The following is a 24,511-nucleotide window of genomic DNA, read 5'->3' as shown; positions in this document are numbered from 1 at the left end:
TTTTTAGTCGTTTAAGGCATCATAAATTAAAAGCTGATTTTGGGTGATAACCCTTTCGCCTTCTTGCAAACCAGAACTGATATAAGAGGTGTCACCCACCTGTCGGAATACTTCTACTTGGCGGGTTTCTATGTTATTTCTGTCCTTAAAAATCATGACAAAACTTTTACTTTTGTCAAAAACCACCGCTTGAGAAGGAATGGATACCATAGAAATGTCTTCTTGGTAAGAAAGCTTTATGGTGGCTCTCATTTCTGGTTTAAGTAAATAATCCTTATTGGACAATTTTATCCTTACTTTCATGGCTTTTGTTTCCGGATCTATGATGTTATAGATCTTATCTACTTTACCGTAAAACTTCTGATCTGGATAGCTTAATGTGCTCACTGCAGCATCTATTCCTAGTTTTACTTGATTTATATCGCTTTCGTTTACGTTGGCAATAGCCCAAACATCATCGATTTCTGCTATGTCAAAGATATTGTCCGATTTATCGCTCCGTAAGAGCATATCCTGGTTAATGTCTTTTTGGATAATAAAGCCACTCAGAGGGGAACGCACCTCAAATGTAGCCCCACCTTTAATGTTGTAAATCTTGTAGGTTTCTTGCACTCTTTGCAGCTGAGATTGGGCTTTGTCTAGCAAGTTTTTGGCTTCTATTACGTCTCTTTCAGCAGTTAATTTTCCTTCAAAAAGCTCTTGTGCCACTTTGAAATTGTTTTTGGCTACTATTACATCGCCTTTGGCGTCGTCTAGATCTTTCTCAAAGCCCGCTACTTCGGTACTGCGTATGGTCGCTAATAATTGGCCTTTGTTTACATAGTCCCCAAGTTCAACATAGACTTTCGTCACATTACCTCCAACAATCGGAAAAATCTCAATCATTTTATTGTTGTCGGTAGTTATTTTTCCATAAAAATTGAGTTCTTTTTGTAGAGGTTTTTGATTTGCCGTATCCACCTTTAGGGTAGAAAGCATTTTATCGCTCAGAACAAAAGTTTCTTTAACTTCTTCTTGCTTATTTTCTTTACGGCAAGAAGAAAGCAGAAAAAGGGAGCTTATGATAATTAGGAATATTTTCATGTCTTAGAAAATTTCGGTATTGGTGATATAGTTTAAACTGATGCCTGAGAGTATCAAGGCCTTTTTTATTTCGTTCACTTGAATGGTAGTTTGGTTGTAGGTTTCCATAAAATCAGTGAATTCTAGGAGGTTAATGTTTCGTTTCTGAAAATTGGCTATCATGCCGTCGTATACAGCGTTTAGATTTTGCATGGTAGACATATCAATTCCGTTTAATTGTTTTTGCTGCTGTTGCCATAGTGTCCAAATCATAGCGGCATGCGTTTCTACTTCCAATTTTTTGTAATCAACGTTTAGGTTAGTTTGATTTAATTGAGCTTCGGCTATTTTGATATTGCCTTTGTTTTTATTCCAAAGGGGTAGGGGAATGCCAACCGTAAAGTTTATTTGATTTTTAAAAGCACCGCCACGTTGGTCATAAGAAGCTCCGGCTGTTAAATCATTTATAGCGAGTGACCTCTGCCATTTTAGTTGAAGTTCTTGGCTTTCTGATACTTTTATTGCCGTTAAGTAATCCAAATTTTTTTCTAAAGCAGAAGACAGAATAGTTTCTTTTAAGATCAGTTTGTTTTGATAAATATTGATAAGTTCTGCTTCATTAGTCACCACCGAAACGGGTTCCGAAATACCAGTCAGTAAAGCCAAGGTTTGAGAAGCTTCCGCAATGCCTTTTAGCACATCGTTTTTGTCGCTTTTGAGTTCTAAAACCAATGTTTGTAACCTCACAACCTCCTTCAGAGGTATGTTTCCTTTGAGGGCTTGTATGGTATAGTTATTTAAAAGGTTATCAAGCATCTCTATTTGATTTTCAAGCGTCACTATCTTTTGATTGTCAAAAAAAAGGGTGTAAAAGTTCTGCTGAAGCTCGTATTTTAGATTGCGGATCAACTGTTCAAACTGGAGCTCTGCAATGGATAAATTTGACTTAGCAAACTCCACTTCATTTTTCTTTTTTCCACCTAAATAAATGAGTTGTTCCACGGATAGGCCTTTTTGACCCTGACCGCCTACGCTAAAAACCTTACCATCTTGTGGATTAATGGCATTGAACTCTGCAGATAAATAGGGTAGTTCCCATATTTTGGCCTGTATCACAGCCGCTTGCGACGCCGAGATATTGTACTTTTCTGCCAGTAATAGAAGGTTGTTGGTCTGAAGTTGTTGCTCTGCTTCTGTCCAAGTAAGTGTTTTTTGTGCCACACCTAGTGAAGACTGAAAGAGCGTTAAAACGAAAAGAACTTGTTTCATCAATTGCACTTATTTTAATTAGAAATGCAAAGCTGAAATGTCAGACTTTAAAACGCCTTAAATATAGGCTTAAAAAGACCTTAAAGGTTAAGAATTATAAGCTGGGAATTGGATCCGAAATTGATTTTGATGATCAGCAGAAATTGAATAGCCAATTTTTGCCTTTTCTTGATTTAAGATTCTTTTGACTATTCTAAGTCCCAAGCCCAAACCAGATTTATCTTTAGCGTTTTGTCCTCTTAAAAAAGGCTCAAAAATTTTGTTTTGGTCGTTAGAGGAGATGGTTTTTCCGTCGTTTGTAATGGTTACCGTTAATTTATCAGAAGTACTTTCAATTTCTATTTTTACCTGTTTACTGTCCGAATATAGGTATGCGTTCTTAAAGAGATTGACAAAAGCGATGGTTAATAATGGTTTGTTTCCTTTAATTTCTAAGGATTCTATTTCCAAAAACTCAAGATCAATTCTGAATTCGAAAAATATTTTATTTACTTTTTCAGCAGCCTCAAATATCAATTCATCTATTCTACAAACTTCATTTTGTTTTCTGATTTCGCTATCTAATTTAGAAAGTAGAAGTAGCGAGTTGGTTAATTCCGAAAGTTGGTTGACATCATTTAGTAAGTTTACATTAAAAGCACTAGAGGCATTGCTCGAATTTTCTGCTATTATTTCGTTTTCCAGCTGAGCTGTAATTCGGGCTATCGGGGTTCTTAATTCATGCGAAGCATTGGCTGTGAATTCTTGCTGCTTTTTGTAAGAGTTAGCTATTCTTTCTAGCATTTGGTTAAATTCTTCCGCTAATAAATCTATTTCATCTTTTCTTTCTTTAACCGGTATTCTGGTATCCAGGTTGTTTTCATTGATACCTTTAATTTTCCTTAGAAAATTATCAATAGGTGAGAGAAGTTTTTTGACCATTCCATAAGAAAGAAGCCATGTAATAATGGTGAAACCCAGATAGGTAGCTATCAAAATGTATAGTAAGTATTCTAATTTTCTCTTCCCAAAATTATCTTGAGCTGAGATTAGTGCATAGTAATCCTTGTCGTTGGTGTCATAAAAAACGCCATATATTTCATGTGCTTTTTCTTTCCTAAAAAAGTATTTCTCTGCTTTGAGATATTTTAAGTCGTCTACTGTCCAATTGATTTTTGTGTCGTCTAGGCTGCTGTATATGAGGTTATAATCGGCGTCAAAAATGAGCGTTTTTTCGTTATAAAGTTTGTTAATGCTGTTTTGGTCAATTATCTTAAGAAGTTGCCGGTCTACTTCTTCCACTTCTACCAACAGTTTTATGGATGATATGGCCTTTTCATTTAGTCGAATTTGAAATTCATCTTTTCTGAAATCTTCAAATAAAAGGTAAATGATACTAGCCGAAACCGCAAAAATGATGGTAAAAGAAAGAGAAACAATGAACGATATTTTACTATTTAAGTTCATAATCTTAATCCTCAACTTTTAAGTAATAGCCATAACCTATTTTGGTATGTATAAGTTTAGTGTTAAAATCTTTATCAATTTTTTTTCTCAAAAAGTTAATATAAACCTCTATTGTATTTTGATTGGTTTCAATATGATAATCCCAAAGTTCGTCCGCAATTTGTTTTTTTGACAGTACTCTTCCGTTAGCCTTGGCTAGGATAGAAAGCAGCTTAAATTCCTTTGGGGTCAGGTTTATTTGAATTGTTTCTCTGGTGACAAGCATTTCATCGGTATCAATCACCAAATCGCCAATAGTAAGCAAATTTGCAGTTTCTTGAGGAACGCCCTTTCTTCTTAGAAGTGATTTGATTCTTGCCAATAATTCATCAAAATGAAAGGGTTTTACCAAGTAGTCGTCGGCACCGTTATCAAAAGCGGAAACTTTATCTTCCACTTCTCCAAAAGCTGTAAGCATCAAAATAGGAATATGTTTGTTCTCTTCTCTGAGCTGCTTACACACTTCAATGCCATCTGACCCAGGCACGTTAATATCCAATATGACACAGTCATACGCTTTAAGTTTGAACTGGCTTTTTACAAAACTACCACTGTAAACGGGGTCACATTGGTAATTAAGTATCCCTAAATACTTAATTATTTCTTTGGATAAGACGGCATCGTCTTCAAGTAAAAGAATGTTGCTCATTGTGCCACTTCATTAATTTATAATTCTGGGTAAATTTAAAAACGTTTGTCGTGGAGAAGTGTAATACGAGGGATTTTGTACATCGAATTTATTCTACATTTTCAAAGGGTTTTCTTAAGCATTTTAGCAATTGGCTTAAAACATCTTCATTATAACGACCCCAGCTACAATCAGCAGCATTCCTGCCACTCTACCTAGGCTTATAGGTTGTAGTTGCGTTCCCATAAGTTGGAAATGCTCCATGAACATAGAAATTAATAGTTGCCCTGTAATCACCAGTCCAAAGGTCAAACCTGGTCCTATCTTGGGAAACACAAACACAATAATAGTGACATAAAATGCCCCTAATATTCCTCCTACCCATGCGTAGGATGGAGCCTCTTTTAGACCCTTCCATGAAACTTCTTGAGCGGTAATAAGGATATAGATAACCAATGCCAAAATACCAACGAAGAAGGAGATCAAGGAAGCGTGAAGCGGGCTACCTCCTGTTTTAGAGAGCTTGTTGTTCATGGCAGCCTGAATAGGTAGAAATGCACCGGCAAGCAAAGCCATAATTATCCAAATTATTTTATCCATATGGTTTTATCAGTAAGCCGTAATCAAGGCTTTTTTACTTAAGTTTCTTATAAAAATACTCCATGCTAAAACAGAATACTATGATACCAAGAGCAATGATTATGTTTGATTTATTCGTACTAAACTGTTTAAAAATTAAAGTGATTAATGCTCCAGAGCAGGATAAAAAGCCAATTAAGGAAATAGTTTTGCTTCCCTTTATTTCTTTACAAAGCTTAAATCCAACATAATTTACACTGGCAAAGATGACCAGAAAACCGACACTCCCAGCGGTTGAAATACTTTCTAATTTTAAGGTATTTACCAAAATAAGTGTGGCAATGGTCGTAATCAATAAACCAATGGGCTGATTCCAAAGTTGATAAGTTAATTGATGTGGAAGTTCATCGTCTTCAGACAGTTCATAGCTAACCCTACTTCCGCCATATAAAGAGGCATTTATGGCTGAAAAAGTGGAGATTAAAGCGGCAATGGTAATGATAGTAAATCCTATAGTACCTAACATCGGTTTTGCGGCTTCTGCCAGCACATAATCTTTAGCAGTAGCAATTTCCTTGAAATCAAGGGTGCCTACGGTAATAATGGCAATAATGATGTATAAAAAAATAACAAAGATGACCGATCCAAAATAAGCTCTAGGAATGTTCTTTTCGGGGTTTATAATATCTGGAGCAGCATTGGCAATCAATTCAAATCCTTCGTAAGCCACAAAGATCATCATGCCTGCGGCTACAAGGTTAATGGGCGATTCCCAATTGGAAACAGCTAATTGTTCTAAATGGGTGCTGCTGGATAATCCATAAATACCGATAGCCACAAAGGACAAGAGAATTATTAACTTGATAATTACAGCTATGGATTCAATTTTACCCACTACAGCAATGCTATAATAATTTATGAAAGTGGCAAAGACGATAATGACACTGGCGTAAATATGTGAGTCTAATGAAACACTACTTGTGATTTGATAAAGGTTGGGAGCGTAAGAACCAAAAGCTGAAGCATAAAGCGATAGCATGATGATATAACTTATCCAAAGTAAATTGTTTAGGCCACCACTAAGCACGTTTATACCAAAACCTTTATTGATGAATTTTACGGTACCTCCTTTGTCTGGAAAAGAAATGGATAATTTGGAATACGAATATGCTGTGATTAAGGCAATTATTCCAGCCACCAAAAAAGAAATAGGCGTGCCACCTTTGGCCAGGTCTGTTGCCAGCCCTAAAACTGCAAAAATTCCACCACCTACCATCCCTCCAATGCCAATGGAAATGGCATCCTTAAGGCTTACTTTATCTTTTGTGGACATATTATCTTTTTTTCCTGACTGTTTATTACCAGAAAGTGCAAATGCCGTTTAAGTCATTTCGTTTCATAATGAAATGATGGAATCGGAAATAGCTTTTACGTATTTTATTTTAAATCACTTTTAAACGGGAATGAATATATTGAATGTTGCACCTTTATTTACTTCGCCAAATGCTGTAATAATACCATCGTGATTCTCTACAATTTTTTTGACAATTGCTAGTCCAATGCCAGTTCCGTTATACTCTTCTTTACCATGTAGTCTTTGAAAAACTTCAAATATTCTTTCATTGTATTGCTGCTCAAAACCAATACCATTATCGGAAATACTAATATGACAGTACTGATTTTCATCCGATAGTTTGTCAATTCCAAACTTAGCACCTGCTGCAATTTCACATTCAATTTTTATATGCAGCGGATGATTAACTCTAGCAAACTTAATGGAGTTACTTATTAAATTAAGAATGAGTTGCTTGAATTGAAAAGAAATGATTTTTACATCACAGATATTATGGAGTTCAAAAGTTACATTGTTCTGTTCCAGTTCCTCTTTTAAAGTTTCTTTGATGTCATCAATAATTTCAAGAAGATTAACTATTTCAAATTTTCTTTCATGAGAAGTGGTTCGGGAATAGGCAAATAAATCTTGAATCAAATTTTGCATTCTGTTAGCAGATTGCTGCATTCTGGAAAAGTATTTCTTAGCATTATATGATAAGGAAGCATATTCCGATTCTAAGATACGGGACGAAAATGTTTGGATTTTCCGCAATGGTTCCTGTAAATCATGACTAGAGATATAGACAAAGGATTGCAATTCTTTGTTAATCCTTTCGAGATCAATATTCTTTTGATTTAACTCATTGGTTCGCTGCTGCACTTGGCTTTCAAGTTCTGTGGTAAACATTTTTTGATCTTGAATATCCGTACTGCTACCTACCCACATTTTTATGTTGCCATCATTGTCTTTTTGTGGTGTGGCACGGCTTAACTGCCAGCGATATTCCCCATTATGTTTTCGAAACCTATGTTCATATATAAAGTCTTTTCCCGTACTAATGGCTTCGGTCCAAAGTCTAATGTTTTCTTCTCGGTCTTCGGGATGTACAATCTGTATCCAGCCATCTTTATTGATTTGGTCGAGTGTTAAGCCAGAGAAATCAAAAACCGACTGATTGAAATAATTGAGGTTTCCTTGCTTATCGGAAGTCCAGATATGCTGTGGCATAGAGTCTGCCAGCAAACGGAATTTTTGTTCCCTTTCAACTAATGCCTGTTGATATTGTTTTTCCTCAGTTATATCCCGGAGAGTTCCGAGTTTTTTTATTGGCTTACGGTTTTCATCAAAAAAAACTTTTCCTTGTGTTCTTATCCAGCAGAAGCTGTTATCAGGTTTTACAACACGGGCTTCGTAACTATAAATACCCGTTATCATGGCTTCATCAAATGCTTTTTCAACTATATCATGAATATCTTCCGGATGTATCTGGCTACGCATTTGCAGATGAGTGATTATTGCAGATTCATCATGTCCAAAGATAACTGCTAGGCGGGGTGAATGAATGATATGCCGGGAGTGCAGATCCAACTCCCAGGTGGCCAATTCTGTGGCTTCAGCTGCCAAACGAGATCGTTCTTCTGCTTCCTCTACTTTTTGGCGGGCTTCCACTTTATCTGTTACATCATTTACCGTTATCATAATGCCCGATATCTTTCCATCAGGTTCAAACAAAGCTGCATATTCAAAATCAAGATAAAACTTTTTCATACCATCATCTCCCTGCACATAAGCAAGCGACTCTTTTTCGGTGTGAGATTTACCTGTGGTAAATACCTTGTTCAGTAATTCAGGATATTTCTGCTCTTTCAGCTCAGGAAATACATCTAAAATTGATTTGCCTAAAACATCAGCTTCTTTTTTACGCCACATGTTTTCGAACATCACTTTATTTGCAGATTCAATTATATAATCTTTGCCTCTTAAAATCGTCATGGGTATGGGCGATTGCATCACCATGTGGCGGAAATGTTTTTCACTTTCTTCCAGTAAATGCTTTGCAATTGCAGTGGTAGTTACTTCTGTGGCTACGACCATGATACCGGAAATTTCGCCACTCTCTTCTTTTAATGGATGGTATACCAGATTGAAATATGCTTGTTCCATGCTTCCATAACGGTTCAGCGTAGCTGGTAATTCAGGCGAATAAAATGCATTGCCAGAACTTATTACATCACGGAACAAAGGCTCTACCAGGCTTTTTACCTCAGGTAGTGCTTCAAATAGTGGTTTGCCAATAAATTCACTTTCTTTTTTATCTACGAGCAATAAATAATTTTCATTGGCCAGTTCTACTTTAAAGTCGGGGCCTCTGAAAATGGCAATGCCAAGCGGTGCCTGCTCTACAGAATCCCGGAATCGTTTTTCACTTTCTTCAACTCTTTGTTTGGCTTCATGCAGTTCGGTAACTTCTGCCGCCGTATTCATTACCGCATAAGGAATACCGGAAGCATCGAAGAGGGGAGTAAAACTGTAATTAAAGTAATAAGAACCCAATGCACCGTTTTTTATCAGGTCAACCTTTTGATTTTTGGCGTGAAAAGGCATACCTGTTTCTAACACTGCAGCTACCTGTTCAAATATTTTTTGACCTACTAATTCGGGCAGAATATCTGTATATAACTTACCTACTACATCATTTCCTTTGCCCCAGATATCCATGACAGATTGATTAGCAAGTGCGATCCGCATTTCTTTCCCCACATATACTGCAATTGGGAAGGGGGCACTCTCAACCAGTGAACGGGTCCTTTGTTCGCTTTCTTCTATTTTTTTTCTTGCAAATACCTGTTCTGTTACATCATAGGCCTGTACCAACACTCCCGAAATGTTTCCATCGGCTTCGCGAAAGGGTTGATAGATGAAGTTGAAGTAAAGGGTGTATTCTTCCCCATTTGGACGACTGAAAAATGTCGGTTGTTCATTGCCGTAATGTGTTACACCATTGTGCAGTACATCCATTAACAAATCATAGTAGGGCTGGCCTTTCATTTCCGGTAATAAGTCCAAAAATGGTTTTCCAATTGCATCCGGTCCAACTCTCCAAAACTTGAATAATGAGTCGTTGGCTATTTCCAAAGTCAATTCTTCACCCCGAAGAATGAAAATGGGGTGAATAGCCTGTGCGATCAAATTACGAAAGCGTTGTTCACTTTCTTCTACCTTTTTCCTGGCTTCTACCTGGGGTGTTACATCAAAGCCAATGGCCATGATGCCGTCTATTTTTCCATCCGCATCATAAAGTGCCTCGTAAGAAAAATTGATATAAACCGTTTCTAAAGTTCCATTCTTTAAAAATTGAACAGGTAGTTCTGCCGTTGCAAAGCGATTACCAGTACTGGTTACATCATCCAGCAATTCTTTAATGCCCTGTGTTGAAAGTTCTGGCATGGATTCAAAAACGGGAATATTCATCACCTCTTCCTCTGTTCGTCCCCAAAGTTCCAACGCATATTTGTTAGCAATTTCTACTTTATAATCACTTCCCCGCAAAATGGAAATAGCCATCGGAGCCTGCAGAATCATCAGCCTTAAATTGTTTTCGCTGATCATTATTTTTTTGCGGGCTTCTACCTGCGGGGTATTTTCGAGTACCCACACCGCAATTTTAATTACTTTACCGTTTTCATCTTTTAAGGGAGCATATACAAAGGTTACATATATTATATCTTCTTTGCCATGGCGAATCAGCATCATCTCCACTTCATTGGCATAAAATGGTTTACCTGTTTCCACCACATTTTTCATTGGTTCTTCGTAATAAGCCCTGGCTTCTGCAAAGGTATCCCAGTAAAATTTTCCTACAATGGCATCATGAGGCTTGCCGGCAATTTCAATAAAACTGTCGTTTGCTATTTCGCTTATCAGGGTTGCGGCATCCATGACACAGATACCCACCGGCGATTCCAAAACCATGGTGCGGATATGCTGTTCCGTTTCTTTCCTCTTTCTATTGGCAAGAGCTTGTTCTGTAATATCCTCTAATGTTCCGTTTAATCGGTAAGCAATTTTTTCTTCATCAAACCATGCCTTACCCTTGGCATGAATAATGATTTCTTTTTTTGATATAGGTTGAATGATGCTGTACACAATATCATAAATACCACCAGATGAATAATCTAAAGCTGTTTGAATGGCGGTGGCTACTTTTTTTCTGTCTGTTTCTGATATGACGTTTATAGCATCTGATAATTCAATTTGATCTTCGGGAGGCAAGCCAAACCAACTTTTCAGTCTGGCATTTCCAGAAAACTTTTTGGTATGTGGGTTATAGTCAAAAGTGCCCAATTGGGCGGCCTCTAATACGAATTCCAATTCATTTTTACTTTCAATCAGCTCTTCTTCTGCTTTCTTCTTATTGGTAGTTTCTATAACGGTCACCAACACGCCACCCACCTCACCATTCTCTAACCTTATTGGGCTGTAGGCAAAATCAAAATAACAGGTTTCCACATATCCATTTCTGTCGAGTGGTAGCATAAAGTCAGGAAAGCCAACGGCCTCTCCATTCATTACGCCTTCGAACATGGTGTCAATGATATGCCAAATCTCGGAAAAGGTTTCTTTAGAGCTTATTCCCAAAGCTTGAGGATGCTTAGATGCTCCCAAAATTGGGCGATAACCGTCATTATAAATTTGGGTATATTCTTTACCCCAGGCAATATACATTCCGAAAGGGTTATCCAGGACCACAGATACCATGGTTCGCAGACTTTGCGGCCATGTCTTGGGATCTCCTAAAGGGGTTTTACGCCAATCTTTAGCCCTGATGAGCTTACCCATCTCACCACCACCTTGTAAAAAATTATAGTTGGTATTTTCGGTGTTCATACATTTTACTAGGGTTGTATTATAAATCTATCTCTTGTAGGTTGCTGTAAATTGCTAGTGCTGATCAGCGTAATAGCTTTTTTAATGACCTTTTTTAAAACTTCAAATGCTCCTGGTTTTTTAATATAGTAATGAGAACCCATTTCATAAAGCCTGTTAACCACCTTTATATCAAGAGAAGTAGAAGAAACAATAACTGGTATATCTCTTAGCCTATCTATTACTTTCATTTCTTCAATACATTCCATTCCTGACTTTTTTGGCATATTAAGGTCAAGAAAAATAACGTCAGGGTATTTTTCTGAATCTGAAAATAAAAAATTCATCAGTTTCACGCCATCTTTCACCACGGTAAGGGTAGTATAGGATGAAATTTCGAGCAATGCATCCTTAAAAAAATCGCAATCGTCTTGGTCGTCATCGGCGAGTAAAATTGAGAGTTTTGTATTATCCATTACTGAAAATTAGTAGAAAATCATAGAATCAAAAAAACAATTCTTAATGTTTTATTAGGCATCACTACCTACGTTAAAAAAAAAATAAAAAGTGATAAGCCACTTTCAAACGAGCAATCGCTCCTTATCCAGAATAATATACGCTATCAACTAGGGGTGCGACTCCGAGAGTTGAAAAGAAAGTACATTTTTTTAAGAGAATGAATTCTTGTGGATTGTCAACAAACAGATAGCTTGTTTCGGTCTGAAATGTAATTATTTTGTATAAATCAAATATGCTTTTCATTTCTGAAGTGTTTCAAAATGATAGATCACAATGGCTAAATCGAGTATTATTTCAGTTATTTCATTTACTGCTTTTAAGCATTTGTGGAATACTTTAAGCACTGATAAAATATACACGTTACCAAAAATATAGAAATACTTAATAAAGACAAGCGATTTTGTAGGTTTGAATGGTTAAAAATAGGTATTGATACGGGTTCAATATACCGGCGTGTATACGAACTCAAATGGGATGAACCTCATGTAGACTTACGCTACTTAAGACAAGTTGTAATTTAAATACTTCTTGTCTATGTATACGAGTTTCGCTAATTCCTGAAATATTTAAGGCTATTTCCGCAGCAATTTGACCGTGTAAAAAGTGATAGCACTAAAGACAAATATTGCAATTGGCGATAGTACAATTTCCGTTTTATTATCAAGATACCCGCTAGGAATACAAGAACTCCTAGCCATAAACCAACCAATGGGGAGATAACTTACCGCTAGGTGAAAATATGGCTTATTTAAGATTATTCGGTTATCAAATTAAAAGCTCCTTCCGTTAAAAATTGCGTACTGTCCGTAAAGTCATTCTGATTTAGAATTTCAACAAAACCATTGCTCGTTTCACCTACTTTAATCTCCTTTTTAAGGAATGAATACCCATTATTAGAAGTGTTTTGAAGTATGAGGGCATAGTATTTACCATCAATGTCTACCAGCGTATTCTCCGATAATGCAGTTTTAGAAACCGAGTTTGAATAAATATCTGCTTCTACATACATACCAGGGCTAAACTTAGATGATAGTCTTTCTTCTGACAGGTGACCATGAATGCCAATGGTTCGGTTTTTTGGGTCAACGGTTCTGTTCACAAGGTGAACCTTTGCAGCATACGCCTTGCTTTTGTCTTCTTGTATCCGGAATTCAATCTGCTGTCCGACACTAACTTTTGGTAAGTCCTTTTCGAAGATATTTAATTCAAGATGTAGATGATCGGTGTCTATTATGGTAATGGCAGACTGCGAAGGATTCAAAAATGAGCCTCGAGTAATTTCTACTTGCGTCACGTAGCCATTGATAGGTGAGGATATGTTTAAAGTAGTTCGCATATTGTCTAAAGTGAGTGCCTCTGAATTTATATTCATCAGAGAGAGTTTTTTAGCCAATGATTCTACTTTTACGCGAGTAACGATGTAATCTGATTCCGCTTTAAGAAAATTCTTTTGGGAGGTAACATTGTCTTGTACCAAGTTCTTTTGTCTTTCATAATCTGATTTTAGATAAGTCAATTGCCCCTTTGCTTCTAAGAAGTCTTGTTGCATCTGTATAAAATCAGGGTTTTCTAAAGTAAAAAGGACTTGCCCTTTTTTTACGCGTTCTCCTGGTAGCAACTTTAAGCTTTTTACCGTTCCACCATAATATGAACTAACAGAGGCTTGGTTTTCTGGCGGTACGTCAAACATCCCAGTAGCTTTAACCACCTCATGAAAGGTTTTTGTTTCCAATTGTCCCAATTTCATATTAGAAGATTCAAATTGGGTTTGGCTAAGCTCGTAGGTTTCCTCTTGAGCAATTTGACCAACCGTTTCCTGTAAATCCGTATTAGAAGAGCATGATATGAAAGTGAGTAGTGAAGCCATCATTAAGTAGCCTACAGCATGTTTTTTCATTATACTATTGATATATTTTTTCATTTTCAGTTCATTAAATAATTCACTTCCAAAACTGTCATATTGTATTGGAAAAGAGATTTTAGATAGTTTGAATCAATGCTTTTTGCATTCTCCAATAGTTGAGCATATTGAAGAAAGTTTAATTCACCGTTCTGATAGGCCTTGTTGGCATAAAATAGTGTCTCTTTTGATAAGTTTTTTCCCGTTAATTCATAGTAAGTAAGTCCTTCCTCGTATTGCCTTAAATCGGATTGAAGTGACTCATACCTTGAGGATAACTGTGTTTTATAATTATTTCTTTCAGTTTCAAGGATACTTGCTCCAGTTTTTGCGGCTGCTATTTTTGATTTTTGACTTTTCAGCCATAAAGGAACAGCTACGCCAACATGAAAGCCAGCATACGATTGTGTACCTGGACCATTGTTTGAACCCCGAAATACAGAAGTGACGATATCAGGTAATAATTTTTGTTTTTCCAAAGCCAGGGTTTCATTTGAAAGTTCCAACGCATTCTTATAGTAACGGAGGGTAGGGTGGGCAATGCTATCAAATTGCATGACCGCAATTCTGTCAAAATTTTCCTCACTTACGGTAAAGTCAGTGTCTGATTGTAACCATTGATGGAGAAGAATATAGTTTTTTTGAATACTTTCACGAATTTGGCGGAGCTGTATTGAGATTTCTTTTTTCTTAGTTTCAGCGGTTAACTTTTCCAAATAATTAGTTTCACCTTGTTCAAATCTTCTGTTGGCTGCATGCTCAAAAGCCGTGTAAAGACTATCTAGATAGGTATAGTTTTTAAGCATTTCATGCCAATAGACTATTTCATAATAAACCATATGTACCTCTTTGGTGACCATGCGTTTATCTATACTGAATTGGTCTTTTGTTAATTGTGATTTACGCTCCATTACCCTTCGCTGAACACCATAAACCGTAGGAAACTGAAAGGTTTGACTAATGCCCCAAACATTAAGTGGAAAATTGTTTGGAGCTATATTGTTTTGGTCTTTATTATAGTAAACCTCTGTTTTGTTGATGTCTATCGCACTCTCAATAAGTTGTTCACTCTGAACAATTCTTTGGGCCGATGCCTTTAATCCAAGATTGTTTTGCAAAGCAATTTCTACGGCTTGATCCACGGTTATTTTATTCTCCTTGTTTTGACCTAAAACGGGGAAGGCCAATAGCACTGCAATGGTTAATATGGCCGCTGGAATTTTAACTTTAGGCAAGTTTCTATTTTTATCAAAAAGTGCATAAAGTACAGGTAATACAATTAGCGTAAGTGCCGTGGCTGAAATAAGTCCACCCACCACAACCGTGGCTAGTGGTCGCTGAACTTCAGCACCAGCCGAGGTTGAGATAGCCATAGGTAAGAAGCCTAATGCAGCTGCTGAGGCTGTAAGTAAAACGGGTCGTAATCTGTTCTTTGTACCCATAAGTATGCGACGGTTAATGTTATTGATGCCATTTGCTTTTAGCTCCTTAAATTCTTCAATGAGTACTATTCCGTTTAATACGGCTATACCAAAGAGAGCAATAAATCCAACGCCGGCCGAAATACTAAAAGGTAGGTCTCGTAAGTACAGCAGAACAATGCCTCCTATGGCCGACATCGGAATGGCACTATAGATGATTAGTGCTTCTTTGATGGAATTGAAAGCGAAATAGAGTAATATAAAAATCAATAAGAGTGCTATAGGAACAGCTATCATAAGACGATCTTTGGCGGTTCTCAAGTTTTCGAATTGACCCCCATAGGCTATGGTATAGCCCGTTGGTAGTTTGATTTCTTCATTTATGATTTGCTGCACATCTTTTACGACCGATTCCAAATCTCGGTTTCTTACATTTACGCCAACAACTATTCTTCTTTTGGTATTATCTCTGGAGATTTTAGCGGGTCCTTTTGTGTAAGAAATGGTTGCAAATTCACTTAACGGTAGTTGATTCCCATTAGGAAGTTGGATTGTGGCAGTTTTTATGTCCTCAATATCCTGATGGTGGGCTTTGTCAAACCTGATAGCGATATCAAATTGTTTTTCACCCTCAAAAACAGTTCCAGCAGATTTACCTGCAAAACCCATGGTGATAATGTTATTAAGATCTTCCACGTTTAAGCCATATTTGGCAATCTTTCTTCTATCATATTTGACCGACATCTGAGGAAGTCCTACCACCTTTTCTACTATAATATCGGCAGCACCATCTACGCCTTGAATGGCTTTTTCAACTTTCAAAGCTTGCTTATAAAGAATGTCTAAATCTTCTCCAAAAATCTTAATGGCTAAATCAGCTCTAACGCCTGTAATCAGCTCATTAAAACGCATTTCGATGGGTTGAGTAAATTCAAAGTCTACTCCTGGAATTTCGGACAAAGCCGCTTTGAATTTATCGGCCAGCTCATCTTTGCTTTTTGTGGTGACCCATTCTCCATTTGGTTTGAGTTTGATAATAACATCACTTTCTTCCATGGACATAGGGTCGGTGGGCACCTCTGCGGCTCCAATTCTGCTGACTACCTGAAGCACTTCCGGAAACTTTTTGAGAATGGTTTCTATTCTTGTGGTAGCAATCACAGTATTACTCAAGGAAGTTCCTGTTTTCAGTACTGGTTGTATCACGAAATCACCTTCATCTAAAGTAGGCACAAATTCACCTCCCATACGAGAGAAAAGAAATATTGTGGCCACAAAAAGTGTGAATGCCATAGCAAGCACAATCTTTTTTCTGCCTAGTGCCCAAGTAATAATAGGCTTGTATTTGTTTTCCAAAAATGTAATGAGTCGAGAGGAAATCGTTTTCTTGTTTGGGTCAGTAGGTCTGATAAACAAGGAAGCCATTACCGGCACATAAGTAAAACCAAGAATCATAGTACCCGCCAGAGCAAAAGTGAAAACCAGTGCCATGGGTCTGAACATTTTCCCTTCTATACCCACCAAGGAGAGTATGGGTATAAAAACAATAATAATAATGAGCTGGCCGAAAACTGCGGAGTGCATCATTTTGCTAGCTCCTAAATGAGTGACTTTGTCAATAAAACTTTGTCTTTCGGCTTTTGGTAATGCCAAAAAGTGAGAGCGTTCTGCTGTAATTTTGAAAGCAATAAATTCTACAATAATCACGGCTCCATCAATGATAATTCCGAAGTCTATAGCCCCAAGGCTCATCAAATTAGCATCTACATCAAATATGTACATGAGCGACAATGCGAAAAGCAAAGACATCGGAATTACGGAGGCAACAACCAGCCCTGATCGGATATTTCCGAGGAGTAAAACCACCACAAAAATGACAATTAAGCAACCTAGTATTAAGTTTTCAGCTATGGTGAAAGTGGTTTTTGCTATTAATTCACTTCTTTCTAAAAAGGGATTGATACTAATACCAACAGGAAGTGAAGGGGAGATTTCAGCAACGCGTACTTTTACTGCTTCTATAACAGCATTGGAGTTTGCTCCTTTTAGCATCATGACTTGTCCCAATACTTTTTCTCCTTCGCCATTTCCAGTAATTGCCCCGAAACGTGTTGCATGTCCAAATCCAACTGTTGCTACATCTTTGATGAAAACTGGGACTCCATTTCTGTTTTCGATGACAATGTTTTCAATATCTTCTAATGAACTGATGAGCCCTTCACCTCTAATAAAATAGGTTTGATTTGTTTTTTCTATGTACCCACCTCCAGCCACGCTGTTGTTTTTTTCTAGGGCAGAGAATGTTTGGGAAAGGGATAGGTTTAGGCTTTTTAGTTTTTCAGGATTTATGGCAACTTCATATTGTTTGAGATGCCCACCCCAAGTGTTTACTTCTACCACCCCCGGAATACCCGAAAGCTGCCGTTTTACTATCCAGTCTTGTATGGTTCTGACATCAGAAAGTGAGTAATCATCTCTATGTGCGGAGTCTACTTCTATGACATACTGATAAATTTCTCCTAAGCCCGTAGTAATTGGTCCCATAAATGGTTTACCAAACCCAGCAGGAATCTTTTCTTCTGCAGCTTTTATTTTTTCGGCAATAAGCTGCCTAGGAAGATAGGTGCCCATTTTGTCATCAAATACAACAGTCACTACCGATAGCCCAAACTTTGACACAGATCGAATTTCCTTTACATCGGGCAGATTAGCCATTTCCAGCTCTACTGGATATGTAAGAAATTTCTCGACATCTTCTGTCGCTAAATTTCTGGAAGTGGTAATGATTTGTACTTGATTATTGGTGACATCGGGAACAGCACCTATCGAAATTTCAGAAAGAGAATACAGGCCAAAGCTGATTATGCCTAATGAAAATAATAATACAATTAGTTTGTGGTTGATGCTATATTGAATAATCCGCTCTAACATTAGTGTCCATGATTTTAATTACACTAAAAGTAGATAGATATTCCTATGGTTCTTCTCAAGCTTTTCTTAAGATTTGCTTAAGATTTATAGCTTAGCCTAGGTTTACGCCAAAGAGATGACCTACAAGGGCTGTTAGTCCCATGGCGATAGTACCCCAGAAAGTAATACGCAGTATGGCTTTTAAAATACTTGAACCACCTGTTTTTGCAGCTACAGCTCCTAAAACAATTAAGAAGAAAATTGAAAATCCATACAGGTAGTACTCCATTTGTTGGAGCGGCATAAATAGGGCGATGAGTAAAGGTAGAATCCCGCCAACGCTAAAGGCTGCACCAGAGGTCCAGGCCGCTTGAAGTGGTTTGGCCTGACTGATATCATTAATGCCTAATTCGTCTCTGATATGGGCCCCTAATACATCATATTCGGTCAGTTCTTTAGCCACAATAGCAGCGGTTTCCTTTGTTAAGCCCCTTTGTTCATAGATTTCTGTAAGTCTTTGTAACTCAAGCTCTGGCATTTCTTCAAGCTCTTGCTTTTCTCTTTCAATATCGGCTTTTTCTACATCCGTTTGTGAGCTTACAGAAACGTATTCTCCCGCCGCCATGGATAAGGCTCCAGCCACCAATCCAGCCAGAGTCGCTAATATAATGGGCTCTCTTAAATCACTTGCTGCCGCTACACCTATGGCTAAACTGGTGGTTGATAAAACGCCATCATTGGCACCTAAAACGGCTGCTCTTAGCCAGTTGCTACGATGTATGTAATGATTATCTAAATAATTATCAATAGTGGCTTCCATATTTAATTTCTAAATGGTGAGGGGCATCACAGTTTCATTTTAATGCCGTGCTAGGTAACAAACTTAGAACTTTATGGTCACTATTGTTCCTTTATCCAAAACACTTTCAATGGTCAAATTAGCTTTTATAGCCTCAGCACACTTTGTTGCTATGGAAAGCCCTAAACCATTGCCCGATATGTGTTTATGATGGAGTGCTTCCGACCTGAAGAAACTATCGTAAATATTATTTAAATCCTTTTCATCAATACCAATACCTTGGTCCTGAATGGTACATACGACTCGGGCTTCAACTTCATCAATTGTAATTTTCACCATGCCGTTATTCTTAGAATATTTGATGGCATTACTTAATACATTTTCTATGATAAGGTTTGTATAATATTGAGGTACTAAAAGGTTTTTCTTTTGATTAAATAGGAATTCTATTTTAAGATTTTTTTCTACAATTAGATTTTTCAAACGACCCAACGATTCATCCATAATGGTGGGTAGGGGAACAGAGCTGTTGTCTAAAGTACTGGAATTTGAATCAAGACGAGCGAGCAAAAGCAATTGCTCAAGGGTGGTGGCCATCTTTTCAATTTCCGTAAGGCTGAATTTTATTTTCTCCTCATATTCTTGCTGGTTTCTTGGTTTTCTAATCAAGACTTCCAGTGTTCCTCTTAGTGTGGCTAAAGGAGTTCTAAGTTCGTGAGATGCGTCAGAAGTAAATTGCCGCTCTCGCTTTATAGCATTTTCAATCCGCTCAAGAAGGGCATTGAAACCTATAGACAAGCCATAGATTTCATCTCTATGTTGTGGTAAGACCACACGTTCATTTAGATTGAGTTTTGTGATATGTGTAATCGTGTTGGTTACATTTTGAATCGGCTGGATACTCCTTCCTGCTAGAAAGCGGGAAATAAAATACAAACCAGCCAATACCACCAAATAAGAGACCAATAATACATTCCTCAATTTTAAAATTACGGATTGTGCTGATTCTGATGACATGGCAGCTAGAATATATCCTTTTATTTTTCCGTTTTGTTCTAACGGCAGCTGCACTTGTCTAATCGCCTTGTCGCTTAATTGAGTGTCAAAATGTCCGCCAAATTCTGCCTCTTTGAACGGTAAATATTCATCTTTTAGGTTGGGAGATTTATCCATTAATTGACCATGTTTGTCAATCAATTGAATAAAAACGGGATTAACCTGTATCTCACGGTGTTCTTTTTCTTCCCATTCAGCCTTATTAATGAATAAAATGCTGTCACCGTCAATTTTGATCTCACCTACATGCTTTTCGGCTTCATAAGATAAGTCATAATCAAGGTTTCTCATAACCGTTTCATGCACTACAAAATAGATGGTAATACAGGCCAAAGCCATAATAATTGCGGTAGCAATCATATAGTGAAAGGCTATTCTATTTTTTAGGCCAACATTCATATTTCTTTTGCGATATAGCCCACTCCACGAACGGTCTGAATATAATTTTCTTTTTCAGATAATGATAACTTTTTTCTTAATGCGTTGATATATACATCAATAACACTAGTGTTGTAATCAAAATGAATATCCCATACATGCTCTATGATTCGAGTTCTTCTGCAAACTTTTCCTTTGTTGCGTAAGAGGTATTCCAAAAGAGCGAATTCCTTTTGTGTTAAGTTAACCTCTTGGCTTCCTTTGTGTACTTGATGCGTTTCGGTATTTAGGGTAATGTTACCTAAAACAAAAATAGAGTGAGTGCCTGATTTTGGTCTTAGCTGTACTTTTATTCTTTCCAAAAGTTCTTCAAAATGGAAAGGCTTCTTGATATAATCATTGGCTCCAGCCTGTAGGCCGAAAACGGTTTCGTCAAGCGTGTCTTTAGCGGTTAAGAATATGATGGGCGTATCGGTAAATTCTTTTCGGAATTGTCTGCAAATCTCAATACCACTTAAGCCGGGGAGCATCCAATCTAATAGGAGTAAATCATACTCTCCTGATAATGCAAGGTGCAGGCCCTTTTTTCCTTCATCTGCAACATCGACAGCAAAAGACTCTTCCTCCAAACCTTGTTTCAGGAAGGCAGAAATACCTTGTTCATCTTCTACAATCAATATTCTCATGGTACAAATTTCAATATTTAATCATTAAGTAAGCTTTAAAAGATTCTTAAGATTCGCTTAAGATATTGCATTCTAACGGATGCCAATACGTATTGGCCTTATAAAATAATCAACGTATTAAATTAGTGATAAACGAAAAGAAGATATCATAGAAACTTTAAATAAAAGCATGTTTAGATCTGCGATGGCTCTACAAAAAAAAATAGCGACCTGAATAAAATTCAAGTCGCTATAAGTAAGATAGTAGGTGTGATTTTTACTTCAATCTCTTTAAGAGCATTTCCGCTACTAATTCAGATGATGCTGGGTTTTGACCCGTAATTAATAAACCGTCTTCTACTGCATAAGGACCCCAATCTGCTCCTTTAGAGTAAATACCACCATTACTTTTTAGCATATCTTCTACTAAAAATGGTACAATGGAAGTCAATTGGACAGCTTCTTCTTCACCATTTGTAAAACCTGTTACTTTCTTTCCGTTTACTAAGGGTGAGCCATCTATGTTTTTCGTATGCTTAAAAATAGCAGGAGCATGACAAACAGCAGCCACAGGCTTATTGTTGTTATAAAAGCTTTCTATCAAGGCTATTGAACTTTTGTCTTCCGCTAAATCCCATAAAGGTCCGTGACCGCCTGGGTAAAACACCGCATCATAATCTGTCTGATTTATAGAGGATAGTTTTACTGTTTTAGACAAAGTTTCTTGAGTTTCCTTGTCTCCGTTAAATCTTACAGTTGCAGGAGTTTGAAAATCTTGCTCATTACTTTTAGGGTCAATTGGTGGTTGACCTCCTTTAGGAGATGCCAAGGTGATTTCAATGCCTTTATCTTTTAAGAGATAGTAAGGAGCGGCAAACTCTTCAATCCAAAAGCCTGTTTTTTCTCCTGTGTTTCCTAAATCTTCGTGACTGGTTAATACAAATAATACCTTTTTCATTTTCTCTGTTTTTATTGTTAATGATTCTTCTGTTTGTTGCCTTCCAGAACCAATATTACAAGATGTGAGTCCCATAATTACGGCTAGTGATAGGAATAAGTTTTTCATACTTTATTGTTTAATTACAATCCCTTCGAATTGCTTTTACAAAAGTATGTCAATAGAATCAGGGAAAAATTGATGTATGGTAAGAAACTCAGCTTTGAGCTATTTCTTTTCTAATTCTACTCAAACTTTCTGTGGTTATGCCTAAGTATGAAGCGATGTGATAGTTTTTTACGCTCTGCTCAATGTTGGGGTAGGTACTCATGAAAGACAGGTATCTTTCTTTTGCTGATTGTGCTAGACTAGCTAGAATTCTCCTTTGAAAACTGGCAAAAGCTTTTTCCATTTTCTTCCTGAAAAAAGTCTCTAGTTGTGGAATTTCGGTGAACAAATCATCGCTATTTTTTTTGGAAAGTTTATACAAGATAGCATCCTGAATACATTCAATATTCAGGATGGCTTTTGATGTTGAAAAAAAGGCGGTATAATCACTAATCCACCAGTCTTTAATAGCAAACTGAAGGGTGTGTTCTTTTCCTGAATGGTCAATAAAATAGGTTCTTAAGCAGCCATTATAAACGTAGAATTGGTTAAGTACAGTTTCTTCAGCTCTTAGAAGTGTTTTGCCCTTTTTTATGCGACTAACTTCCAGTTTACTTTCAATCAGGTCCGTTTCTTCTGGAGAAAAAGAAATGGTCTTAAAAATTTCTGAGATGATGGAATTTTGGGTTTGCATTTTGGGGTTTGGAGTAGACAATTCAAACTGTTTGATGATATTTAAATTATTTCGATGAACAGCCTGACATGGTATTTTTTTTTATTTCAATGTTTCATTATCAATCGTTATAATATTCGAAGGAATTTCTAACTTTTTAGTTTCACATAGTTTAATAAAGTCTTCTTGATATTTAGTTTCCATAAAGAACAGCTCTTTTATTTTTTTTTCTAAGCTATACGGTGGAGAGCTTTTATTAAGAGTTTTACTCAAACTCAATGCTAACTTCTCTGTGATACCATGCAATTTTATGTATTCGACGATAATTCCTGAATAATTATTTGCAGTCTCATTTTTGAAGTACTCCTTATGGTAAACATGATTGTCATGGAAGGTTTCAAAGAACTTAGATTCTTCTAAAACTGAAACTTGTGCTGAATTTAGTTCGTATTTTCCAATCCTTGGTATTATTTTATTGTGTGCTTCACTGTATTCTGTTTCGGGAATTAATTTACTTTTTATTAAAGCCGTATATAAGGGGAAATCATTATTTGATGCCTTGAAAAGGTACTTAAACCATAATTTTCTAACCCCTTCAGGTTTAAGTTTAAAACCTTCAATATATCTAGGGTTTTCTCTTAAGAATTCGATTAATATGTTTGATTTAGTTTTTAAGAATTGGACTAACTTATCACTTATGACATTGTCGTAAACCGAAAAAATACTCTCGAATATTTCAATGTATGTACTTTTTTCAAAAAAGTCTCCTTGTAATTCTTGAGTTATACTTAAGTAGAAGTCTCCCAATTCATTTTCATCAACGGAGTATTCTATTTCATTTATAAGTTGTTTATAATCTAACCCCTTTGGTGTTAAGGAAATATCAAAGTGTTTATAAAACTTTTGAAGGAGCGATTTTTTCCCTCCAATCACTGTGATTTTTGGAATCGTAGTAATTGTGAAATCCCAGAAAGTATCAATGTGATGCGAGCTAACTATAACATTTCTAAAATGAGCACATTCGTTTCTTTTATCTTTCCAATAAACTATTTCTCGTCTAAGTGATTCAGGAATATTAAAAATTGGAGATGGGTTTTTTCTTTGAGTTGATTCAAAAGATTCTTTGTCCCACTTTTCTTCGTTTTGAAGGTTTAAGAGTATTTTGTCCCATAAGGTTTGAGTTATGCCATTTGGTAATTTAGAACTTAAAAGTCTATTTTTAATTATTGACATATATGCCAAGTAGGAAAATAGAAGACTTGCTCTATATGCTCCAGCTTTATAACAAATTATTGATTCCTTAAATAATTTGTTTACTGAATCATTTAGTATATTCTTCTCAATCCATATTTCAATATTTAATTTCATTGTAGGTAAAAATGTTGATAGTAAGACTTTTCACAACATCTAAATCTAAAGGATTTCTGATGGAGGAAAAAGTGATATCTAGGAAGGTTTTATAAAGTCGTATTATTGTTGTCTAAATACTCATTAAACGAACGGATTTGTAATCAGGTTTGAGAAGTTGGGCTGTCCACTTTATTCACTAATTCAATCTCAAAAAAGCATACATCTGCATTGTGGTAATGTGAGGGTAACTTAGAAGCGTTTTTTAGTTTTTTTATTCCTAAAAAGTCAAATCCGCAACTTTTGTAATGATTGATTAATTTATCATTTTGCCCACAAGTATCCATCCTAACGAATTGTTTGCTATGGTTTTGAGCAAATTCTTTCCCCCAGTCTACAATGGCCTGTACAAAATTATGTCCTCTAAATTCTGGGTTGGTGGCTATGCGATGAATGTATATGGCTGAGTCGTTTTCACTACCCTCCCAAATCTGTTCATCAGTATGGGTTATTGCCCAAATACAATCGATTTTATCCTCGATTAATATTTTAAAATGTCGGTTATCGGCAATT

Annotated in this window: 17 protein-coding genes; all 17 read right to left on the bottom strand. The window is 36.6% G+C overall.

The genetic code is table 11. The features are described from left to right. Positions 1-3: 3 nt before the first annotated feature. Positions 4-1,083: an efflux RND transporter periplasmic adaptor subunit gene (locus tag ACTBZY_RS17955; protein ID WP_463047738.1), complete on the bottom strand. Its 1,080-nt coding sequence runs from the start codon at positions 1,081-1,083 to the stop codon at positions 4-6. A gap of 3 nt (positions 1,084-1,086) precedes the next feature. Further along, positions 1,087-2,331 carry a TolC family protein gene (locus tag ACTBZY_RS17950; protein ID WP_463047737.1) on the bottom strand — a complete coding sequence of 415 codons (1,245 nt, stop codon included), beginning with the start codon at positions 2,329-2,331 and terminating at the stop codon, positions 1,087-1,089. 87 nt (positions 2,332-2,418) lie between these two features. Beyond that, complete coding sequence (locus ACTBZY_RS17945; protein WP_463047736.1) at positions 2,419-3,777, bottom strand: sensor histidine kinase; 1,359 nt, start codon at positions 3,775-3,777, stop codon at positions 2,419-2,421. Between the two features lie 4 nt (positions 3,778-3,781). After that, positions 3,782-4,465 carry a response regulator transcription factor gene (locus tag ACTBZY_RS17940; protein ID WP_463047735.1) on the bottom strand — a complete coding sequence of 228 codons (684 nt, stop codon included), beginning with the start codon at positions 4,463-4,465 and terminating at the stop codon, positions 3,782-3,784. A gap of 135 nt (positions 4,466-4,600) precedes the next feature. After that, entirely contained in the window at positions 4,601-5,044 is a 444-nt protein-coding gene (locus tag ACTBZY_RS17935; RefSeq protein ID WP_463047734.1) for a DMT family transporter, read from the bottom strand. A gap of 34 nt (positions 5,045-5,078) precedes the next feature. Then, positions 5,079-6,356 (bottom strand): APC family permease, encoded by a 1,278-nt coding sequence (locus tag ACTBZY_RS17930; RefSeq protein ID WP_463047733.1) that lies wholly within the window; start codon positions 6,354-6,356, stop codon positions 5,079-5,081. Positions 6,357-6,476: 120 nt separating this feature from the next. Continuing rightward, a complete protein-coding gene (locus tag ACTBZY_RS17925; protein ID WP_463047732.1) occupies positions 6,477-11,246 on the bottom strand; it encodes a PAS domain-containing sensor histidine kinase in 4,770 nt (1,589 codons plus the stop codon). Between the two features lie 8 nt (positions 11,247-11,254). Continuing rightward, complete coding sequence (locus tag ACTBZY_RS17920; RefSeq protein ID WP_463047731.1) at positions 11,255-11,701, bottom strand: response regulator; 447 nt, start codon at positions 11,699-11,701, stop codon at positions 11,255-11,257. Between the two features lie 797 nt (positions 11,702-12,498). Further along, on the bottom strand, positions 12,499-13,665 hold the full coding sequence (locus tag ACTBZY_RS17915) for an efflux RND transporter periplasmic adaptor subunit (RefSeq protein WP_463047730.1): 1,167 nt from the start codon (positions 13,663-13,665) through the stop codon (positions 12,499-12,501). Positions 13,666-13,667: 2 nt separating this feature from the next. After that, positions 13,668-17,996, bottom strand: a complete 4,329-nt coding sequence (locus ACTBZY_RS17910) for a CusA/CzcA family heavy metal efflux RND transporter (RefSeq protein ID WP_463047729.1) — start codon at positions 17,994-17,996, stop codon at positions 13,668-13,670. Positions 17,997-18,087: 91 nt separating this feature from the next. Beyond that, positions 18,088-18,795 carry a VIT1/CCC1 transporter family protein gene (locus ACTBZY_RS17905; protein WP_463047728.1) on the bottom strand — a complete coding sequence of 236 codons (708 nt, stop codon included), beginning with the start codon at positions 18,793-18,795 and terminating at the stop codon, positions 18,088-18,090. Positions 18,796-18,858: 63 nt separating this feature from the next. Then, a complete protein-coding gene (locus ACTBZY_RS17900) occupies positions 18,859-20,229 on the bottom strand; it encodes a sensor histidine kinase (protein WP_463047727.1) in 1,371 nt (456 codons plus the stop codon). Continuing rightward, positions 20,226-20,894 carry a response regulator transcription factor gene (locus ACTBZY_RS17895; RefSeq protein ID WP_463047726.1) on the bottom strand — a complete coding sequence of 223 codons (669 nt, stop codon included), beginning with the start codon at positions 20,892-20,894 and terminating at the stop codon, positions 20,226-20,228. Before ACTBZY_RS17895 ends, ACTBZY_RS17900 begins: the two co-directional genes overlap by 4 nt. Before the next feature lie 256 nt (positions 20,895-21,150). Next, the gene (locus ACTBZY_RS17890; RefSeq protein WP_463047755.1) at positions 21,151-21,831 is read right to left on the bottom strand and encodes a type 1 glutamine amidotransferase domain-containing protein; all 681 of its coding nucleotides are present in this window, start codon (positions 21,829-21,831) and stop codon (positions 21,151-21,153) included. Between the two features lie 196 nt (positions 21,832-22,027). After that, complete coding sequence (locus ACTBZY_RS17885; RefSeq protein WP_463047725.1) at positions 22,028-22,612, bottom strand: Crp/Fnr family transcriptional regulator; 585 nt, start codon at positions 22,610-22,612, stop codon at positions 22,028-22,030. An 81-nt stretch (positions 22,613-22,693) separates the two neighbouring features. Continuing rightward, the gene (locus tag ACTBZY_RS17880) at positions 22,694-23,959 is read right to left on the bottom strand and encodes a hypothetical protein (protein WP_463047724.1); all 1,266 of its coding nucleotides are present in this window, start codon (positions 23,957-23,959) and stop codon (positions 22,694-22,696) included. Positions 23,960-24,102: 143 nt separating this feature from the next. Continuing rightward, a partial coding sequence (locus ACTBZY_RS17875) for a GNAT family N-acetyltransferase (RefSeq protein WP_463047723.1) occupies positions 24,103-24,511 on the bottom strand: 409 nt, incomplete at its 5' end.

It is taken from the genome of Arcticibacterium sp., assembly GCF_055134445.1.
Note: the sequence above shows the minus strand (reverse complement) of the source record. Positions and strands in the feature narration are given on the sequence as shown.